Origin of the sequence: Mesorhizobium sp. M4A.F.Ca.ET.020.02.1.1, from assembly GCF_004022645.1 — a bacterium.
Taxonomy (GTDB): Bacteria; Pseudomonadota; Alphaproteobacteria; order Rhizobiales; family Rhizobiaceae; genus Mesorhizobium.
The window spans coordinates 1-6,250 of sequence record NZ_RZOI01000346.1; the positions used below are offsets into that span (position 1 = coordinate 1).

General features: G+C 66.4%; 7 protein-coding genes. 3 read left to right on the top strand and 4 right to left on the bottom strand.

Features of this window, described 5'->3' with window-relative positions:
- The 4 genes from EN742_RS20540 to EN742_RS20555 form a co-directional block, all read right to left on the bottom strand.
- Nucleotides 1–827, bottom strand: an 827-nt coding sequence (locus tag EN742_RS20540; protein ID WP_128333210.1) for a PfkB family carbohydrate kinase, incomplete at its 3' end; no start/stop codon positions are given.
- The gene (locus EN742_RS20545) at nucleotides 824–1,861 is read right to left on the bottom strand and encodes an ADP-ribosylglycohydrolase family protein (protein ID WP_126058999.1); all 1,038 of its coding nucleotides are present in this window, start codon (nucleotides 1,859–1,861) and stop codon (nucleotides 824–826) included. The genes EN742_RS20540 and EN742_RS20545, both read right to left, overlap by 4 nt.
- 1 nt (nucleotide 1,862) lies before the next feature.
- Nucleotides 1,863–2,588 carry a GntR family transcriptional regulator gene (locus EN742_RS20550; RefSeq protein WP_126058998.1) on the bottom strand — a complete coding sequence of 242 codons (726 nt, stop codon included), beginning with the start codon at nucleotides 2,586–2,588 and terminating at the stop codon, nucleotides 1,863–1,865.
- 182 nt (nucleotides 2,589–2,770) lie between these two features.
- The gene (locus EN742_RS20555) at nucleotides 2,771–3,553 is read right to left on the bottom strand and encodes an IclR family transcriptional regulator C-terminal domain-containing protein (RefSeq protein ID WP_127406846.1); all 783 of its coding nucleotides are present in this window, start codon (nucleotides 3,551–3,553) and stop codon (nucleotides 2,771–2,773) included.
- A 91-nt stretch (nucleotides 3,554–3,644) separates the two neighbouring features.
- Here EN742_RS20555 and EN742_RS20560 point away from each other — a divergent pair, with 91 nt between their 5' ends.
- The 3 genes from EN742_RS20560 to EN742_RS20570 all read left to right on the top strand — a co-directional run.
- Complete coding sequence (locus EN742_RS20560) at nucleotides 3,645–4,502, top strand: CoA transferase subunit A (protein WP_127406847.1); 858 nt, start codon at nucleotides 3,645–3,647, stop codon at nucleotides 4,500–4,502.
- Nucleotides 4,499–5,302, top strand: coding sequence for a CoA-transferase subunit beta (locus EN742_RS20565; RefSeq protein ID WP_126058995.1), 804 nt, complete (start codon nucleotides 4,499–4,501; stop codon nucleotides 5,300–5,302). Before EN742_RS20560 ends, EN742_RS20565 begins: the two co-directional genes overlap by 4 nt.
- A partial coding sequence (locus tag EN742_RS20570) for an acetyl-CoA C-acyltransferase (protein ID WP_128333211.1) occupies nucleotides 5,303–6,250 on the top strand: 948 nt, incomplete at its 3' end.

A 6,250-nucleotide genomic window follows, 5' to 3' on the forward strand; every position in this document is an offset into this window, starting at 1 on the left:
GCCTCGCATGGCGGCATGTCGCGCGACAGGCCGCTGACGAAGGCGCCGATATGAGCATCGCCGGCGCCGTTGGTGTCGACGGCGGCGACCTCGAAACCGGGTATGGCGCGCGTACCGCCATCGGCCAGCCGCACTAGGCAGCCTTGCGCGCCGTCGCGGATGACGACGCCTGCCGCTTTCCGGCAATGGTCGGCGAGCAGCCGGATGGCTGCAGTCTGCGCGTCGCCCGAACCTGCGATCGCGGCCGCCTCGCTGGTGTTGCAGCTCAGCCAGGTCGTGCGCGCCAGCACCCTGTCCAGGATCGGGCGCGGAATCTCGGCTATCACCGGCGTTGGATCGAAGACGAAGGGGACTTCCGCCGGCAGCGCCTCGATCCAGTCGGCGAGCGCGTCGCGGCTGCCGGGATAGCTCAGCGTGTAGCCGGAGGTAAAAACCCAATCACCGGCTTGGACTTGGACGGAAGCCATCATGTCGCGCGTGAGCCGGCTCTCGGCGCCCGGCCAGGAGACGAAGGTGCGCTCGGCGTCGCCGCTGATCATGGCAACGCAATTGCCGCTGTCCATCAACGGCGACGGCGGCGTCAGCGTCGAGATGCCTTCGGCGGCAAAAGCCGCGCGCAGGAAATCGCCGTCCGGCCCGGTACCGAGCTGACCGCCGAACACCACCCTCATGCCGGTGCGCCTCGCCGCGACCATCATGTTGAAGCCGCCACCGGCGACCCGCGCGTAGCTCGACGCGGTCTTTTCCGTGCCGGGCGCCGGCAAGGCGTCGATGCGGTAGACATAGTCCACCACGGCGCTGCCGACATGGACCAGCCGTCCACTCATGCTGCAGCCTCCTTGCCGGAGCGGATCTTTGCCTCGCGTGCCGCGATGAGATCGTCTGCCAGCGCGCGAACCGCGGCGAGATCGATGCCGTGCAATTTGGCAATGCGATCCTGCGGCAGGCGCGACAGGCCGGCAGAGGCACCTGCCATGCTGGCGGCAATGGCGCCGATCGTGTCGGTGTCGCCGCCGAGATTGGCGCTGATGACAGCCGCTCGCCACGGATCGCCTTCGGCGACCTCCAGCACGGCGAACGCCGCCGGAACCGATTCCTGGCTGGCGACGCCGGTGCCGACCAGATCGACGATCAGCCGGATCGCCTCTTTCTCGGCCTTGCCGCGCACAAGGTCCTGCGCCCAGGCGATCCGCGCGGCGATGTCGCCGCCGGTGACCCAATGCCCGAGCGTTGCCCCCAACCGTGCCGCCGTCACGGCGCGCTCGGAAGCCGCGCGCCAGTCGGCGCCCGAGACTCCGCCGCTGACCGCCAAAGCGACCGCGGCGGCCGAAGCTATGGCAATCGAGGTATTGTGCGTGGCCCGGCAGGTTTCCGCGACCTTCGCAACCAGCGTGTCGAGTGGCTCCGGCGGCATCATGATGCCAACTGGCGCGATGCGCATGGCCGCGCCGTTGGTGTCGCCGCCGCTGCCGGCCTCCTCGGGCGGCACGCCGTCATTGATGGCGTCGATGGCGCGCTTGGTCGACGGGCCGAGCAAGTCGTAGCTGCCGCGTGCCTTGACCCCGCGCTCCCAGTCGAGCAGCGCATTGACCCAGCGCGTGTGGTCGAAACGGTCGCCGGACCCGACCAGGATGCGGCCAAGCAGCAGCGCCTGTTCCGTGTCGTCGGTGATCGTGCCGGCTTCAAGGCCCTTCGACACCGGATGATCGTCGACGGGCGCGACGAAGTCGTCGACATGGCCATAGAGTTCGGCGATGCGGCCGGGCGACAGAAGCTGCGTCGGCATGCCCAGCGCGTCGCCAAGCGCGCCGCCGATCAGCGCGCCCATTGCCCGGTCGATCACCCCGGCCGCATCCGTCATCTCAAAACTCCAGATGAAGGGCGAAATGCGCCGGGTTGAGCAGGCTAGTGACGAATTCGATCGGTCGACCATCGGCGGCGCGAGTCAGGCGCCGCGTCCGCAGGAAGGGCGTGCCCGGCGCGCAGTCGAGGATGGCGGCATCGGCGGCGCTCAGCATCTCGATGTCGACCCACTCCTCGCCATGGTCGGGAACGAGCCCTGCTCCGCGCAGCGTCTGGTGCAGCGAGCCTTCGCGCAGGCCGCGCAGCGGCACGTCTTCCAGTTCGGGCGACAGCGGCAGGCGGCTACGCTCGATCGAGATCGCATGGCCGTCATTTGCATTCGTGCGGACGCGATCGACAGCGATGAAAGCTGGATTGTCGACGCCAAGCTTCGCCGCAAGCTCCGCGTCCTCGATGACTTCGAGCCGCAGCGTGCGCGTCTCGGCATTGGCGCCCGCATTGGCAAGCGCGCGCGACCAGCCGACGGCATCATCGACCGGCATGCCGTCAAAGGTGACGAAGGAACCGATGCCAACCCTGGTGGTGATCAGGCCGCGACTCGACAATTCCTCGAGACCTTTTCGGACCGTGTTGCGGCTGACGGAGAAGCGCTGGACGAGTTCGTTCTCGCTCTGCAGACGGTCGCCGAAGCCGAGCACGCCGGAGCGGATTTCGTGCTCCAAAACCGTCGCGATCTGCTCCGGCTTGCCGGTGCCGGGAGTGAGCTGCGTCGCGCGACGGGCCATATCAATACCTGTTCATTGAACCTGTATAATCCTGTTCAATAATGCATTTGAAAGGCGGCGTCAACGGTCGAGTTCGGCGCATGCAGGCGCCGCCGTTGCGGCCAGCCCCCGTCACTATACGGGGAGAAGTGCCCGGCAGGGCGATGAGGGGCGGCGCCGACTTCAGACAGTTGGCTGGCCAGTCAGTCGAAGAAGAATTCCTCGACCCGCTGCTTTGCTTTGCGCAGCACAGGCAGGATCTCGCGCTCCATCGCCTCGACCGAGAACCGGGCCGACTGCGTCGAGACGTTGATGGCGGCGACTACCTGGCCGGTACGGTCGCTGATCGGCACGGCTATCGAACGCAGGCCGAGTTCCAGTTCCTCGTCGACAATGGCGAAGCCATCCGCCCCCGCCTTGTCGATTGCCTTGCCCAGCGCGGCGCGGCTGGTGATCGTCCGAGGCGTCCGCGGCTCGATCTTTGCATCGGCGAGGAAGGTCTTCATCTCATCGGCCGGCAGCCCAGAGAGCAGCACGCGGCCCATCGATGTGCAGTAGGCGGGCAGCCGGGTACCGACGTCGAGCGCCACGCTGAGGATGCGGCGGCCGGGGATGCGCGCGACATAGACGACGTCCTCGCCCGACAGCACCGCGGCGTTACAGGCCTCGTCGAACTGCCCGGCCACCTCGCGCATGATCGGTGCAGCGAAGCTCCACAGCGAGGCACCGCCGAGCCAGGTCCGCGCGATAGTGAGCAGGCGTGGCGACAGCGAAAACAGCCGGCCCGACTGTGTCGCGTAACCCGCGTTCACCAACGTCAGCAGAAAGCGGCGGGCGCCGGCGCGCGTCAGGCCGGTTTCCTCGGCCATCTCGGTCAGCGTCATGCCGGCGGGATAACGCGCGAGGACCTCCATCACCGCAAGCCCGCGCTCCAGCGAGCCGACATGATCGCGCGAACTGGCCTCGCCTTCTAGAGCCGTCTGCATGGCGTTGACTCCCCTTCAGGGTAAGATTAGAAAGTATCACATATCAAACATATGTTCGCAATACGAACTTTTCGATACCGGGAGCCGAAGAATGGTGAAGTTCCTGCCGCTGAAGGAGGCTGTCGCGGAGAACCTGCATGACGGCGATACGGTCGCCTTCGAGGGCTTCACCCATCTGATCCCGACAGCGGCCGCGCATGAGGCCATTCGCCAGGGCTTTCGCGACCTCACTTTGATTCGCATGACGCCGGACCTGATCTACGACCAGATGATCGGCATGGGCATGGCGAGAAAGATCGTCTTCTCCTATGTCGGCAATCCCGGCGTCGGCCTGCTGCGGCGCGCCCGCGACGCCATCGAGAATGGCTTTCCGCGCGCGATCGAGATCGAGGAGCACAGCCACGCCGGCATGGCCAACGCCTATGAGGCGGGTGCCGCCGGCCTGCCCTGCGCGGTCTTTCGCGGTTATCGCGGCGCCGGCCTCGCTTCGGTCAACCCGAACATACGGTCGCTCACCTGCCCGTTCAGCGGCGAAGTGCTCGCCGCCGTTCCATCGATCCGGCCCGACGTCAGCTTCATCCATGCACAGAAGGCCGACAGGAAAGGCAATGTGCTGGTCGAAGGCATCATCGGCATCCAGAAGGAAGCCGTTCTCGCGGCCAAGCGCGCCGTGGTGACGGTCGAGGAAATAGTCGACAATTTCGACGATCTCCACCCCAACCTCACCGTGCTGCCCAACTGGACGGTCGCCGCGATCGCGGTCGTGCCGGGCGGCTCGCATCCCTCCTACACCCATGGATATTATGCGCGCGATAACGCGGCCTATCTCGAATGGGACGAGATCGCCGCCGACCGTGACCGTTTCCAGGCCTGGATGCAGAAGAACGTCATCGAGAGCAGCGCGGCCGACTTCGCCGGTCGCGTCGAGCATCTGAGGAAAGCCGCATGAGCGACGCTGAAAATCTTGGCTTCACGCCCAACGAGATGATGACGATCGCCGCCAGCCGGGCGCTGAAGAGCGAGGATGTCTGCTTCGTCGGTATCGGCGCGCCGTCTGCCGCCTGCAACGTCGCGCGGCTGACCCATGCGCCCGACATCACGCTGATCTATGAAAGCGGCACCATCGGCACCGCGCCCGATGTGCTGCCGCTGTCGATCGGCGATGGCGAATTGTGCGAGACAGCGGTTACCACCGTCGCGGTGCCGGAGATGTTCCGCTACTGGCTGCAGGGCGGCCGCATCTCCATCGGCTTCCTCGGCGCGGCCCAGCTCGACAGGTTCGGCAATATCAACACCACCGTCATCGGCGACTATGCGCACCCGAAAACGCGCCTTCCCGGCGGTGGCGGCGCGCCGGAAATCGCCACCTCTTCAAAAGAGGTCTACATCACCATGGCGCAGTCGAAGCGCGGCATGGTCGAAAAGATCGACTTCTTCACCTCCTTCGGCCATGGCGACGGAGGCGATCACCGCAAGCGTCTCGGCATCGATACGGCCGGCCCGACGCTTTTGATCACCGACCTCGCGATCTGGAAGCCGGATCCGGTCACAAAGGAATTCACCGTCGTGTCGCTGCATCCAGGCGTGACCCGCGAGCAGGTGCAGGCGACCTGTGGCTGGGTGGTAAAATTCGCCGAGGCCCTTGACGAGACGCCGGCGCCGACGGAACTCGAGCTGACGACATTGCGCGATCTTCAGGCCCGCACCAAGGCGGCGCATGAGGGGACCGCCAAGGGGAAAGCTGCATAGATGACCGACGCCTTCATCTGCGACTACATCCGCACGCCGATCGGCCGCTTCGGCGGCGCGCTGTCCTCGGTACGAACGGACGATCTCGGTGCGGTACCCTTGAAGGCCTTGGTCGAGCGCAATGCCGGCGTCGACTGGGCGGCGGTTGAAGATGTCATCTATGGCTGCGCCAACCAGGCCGGCGAGGACAACCGCAACGTCGCCCGCATGGCGCTGCTGCTCGCCGGCCTCCCCCAGGACGTTCCGGGGTCGACCGTCAACCGCCTCTGCGGCTCGGGCATGGATGCCGTCACCATCGCGGCGCGCGCCATCAAGGCCGGCGAGGCCGAGCTGATGATCGCCGGTGGCGTCGAGTCGATGAGCCGCGCGCCCTTCGTCATGCCCAAGGCTGACACCGCCTTCTCGCGCAACGCCGAGATCCACGACACCACCATCGGCTGGCGCTTCATCAACCCGCTGATGAAGAAACAGTATGGCGTCGATTCCATGCCGGAAACGGGCGAAAACGTCGCCGAGGACTTTGCCGTTTCGCGCGCCGACCAGGATGCCTTTGCCGTGCGCAGCCAGGACAAGGCTGTGGCGGCGCAAGCCAATGGCCGGCTGGCAAAGGAGATCACGCCGGTGACGATCCCGCAAAGGAAGGGCGATGCAATCGTGGTCGGCAAGGACGAGCATCCACGCGCCGGCACCACCATCGAGGCGCTGGCCAAACTGCCGACGCCATTCCGCCAGGGCGGCACCGTGACCGCCGGCAACGCCTCCGGCGTCAATGACGGCGCGGCCGCCCTCGTCATCGCTTCGGAAGCAGCCGCGAAGAAACACGGCCTGACGCCTATCGCCCGCATCCTTGGCGGTGCTGCCGCCGGCGTCGCGCCGCGCATTATGGGCATCGGCCCGGCGCCGGCGACGAAGAAACTCTGCGCCCGCCTCGGCCTGACGCCCAACCAG

What these genes read in the sequence shown, in the direction of transcription:
- EN742_RS20545 (WP_126058999.1), bottom strand. Translation starts at nt 1,861, where the DNA reads ATGACGGATGCGGCCGGGGTGATCGACCGGGCAATGGGCGCGCTGATC.
- EN742_RS20555 (WP_127406846.1), bottom strand. Translation starts at nt 3,553, where the DNA reads ATGCAGACGGCTCTAGAAGGCGAGGCCAGTTCGCGCGATCATGTCGGC.
- EN742_RS20565 (WP_126058995.1), top strand. Translation starts at nt 4,499, where the DNA reads ATGAGCGACGCTGAAAATCTTGGCTTCACGCCCAACGAGATGATGACG.
- EN742_RS20550 (WP_126058998.1), bottom strand. Translation starts at nt 2,588, where the DNA reads ATGGCCCGTCGCGCGACGCAGCTCACTCCCGGCACCGGCAAGCCGGAG.
- EN742_RS20560 (WP_127406847.1), top strand. Translation starts at nt 3,645, where the DNA reads ATGGTGAAGTTCCTGCCGCTGAAGGAGGCTGTCGCGGAGAACCTGCAT.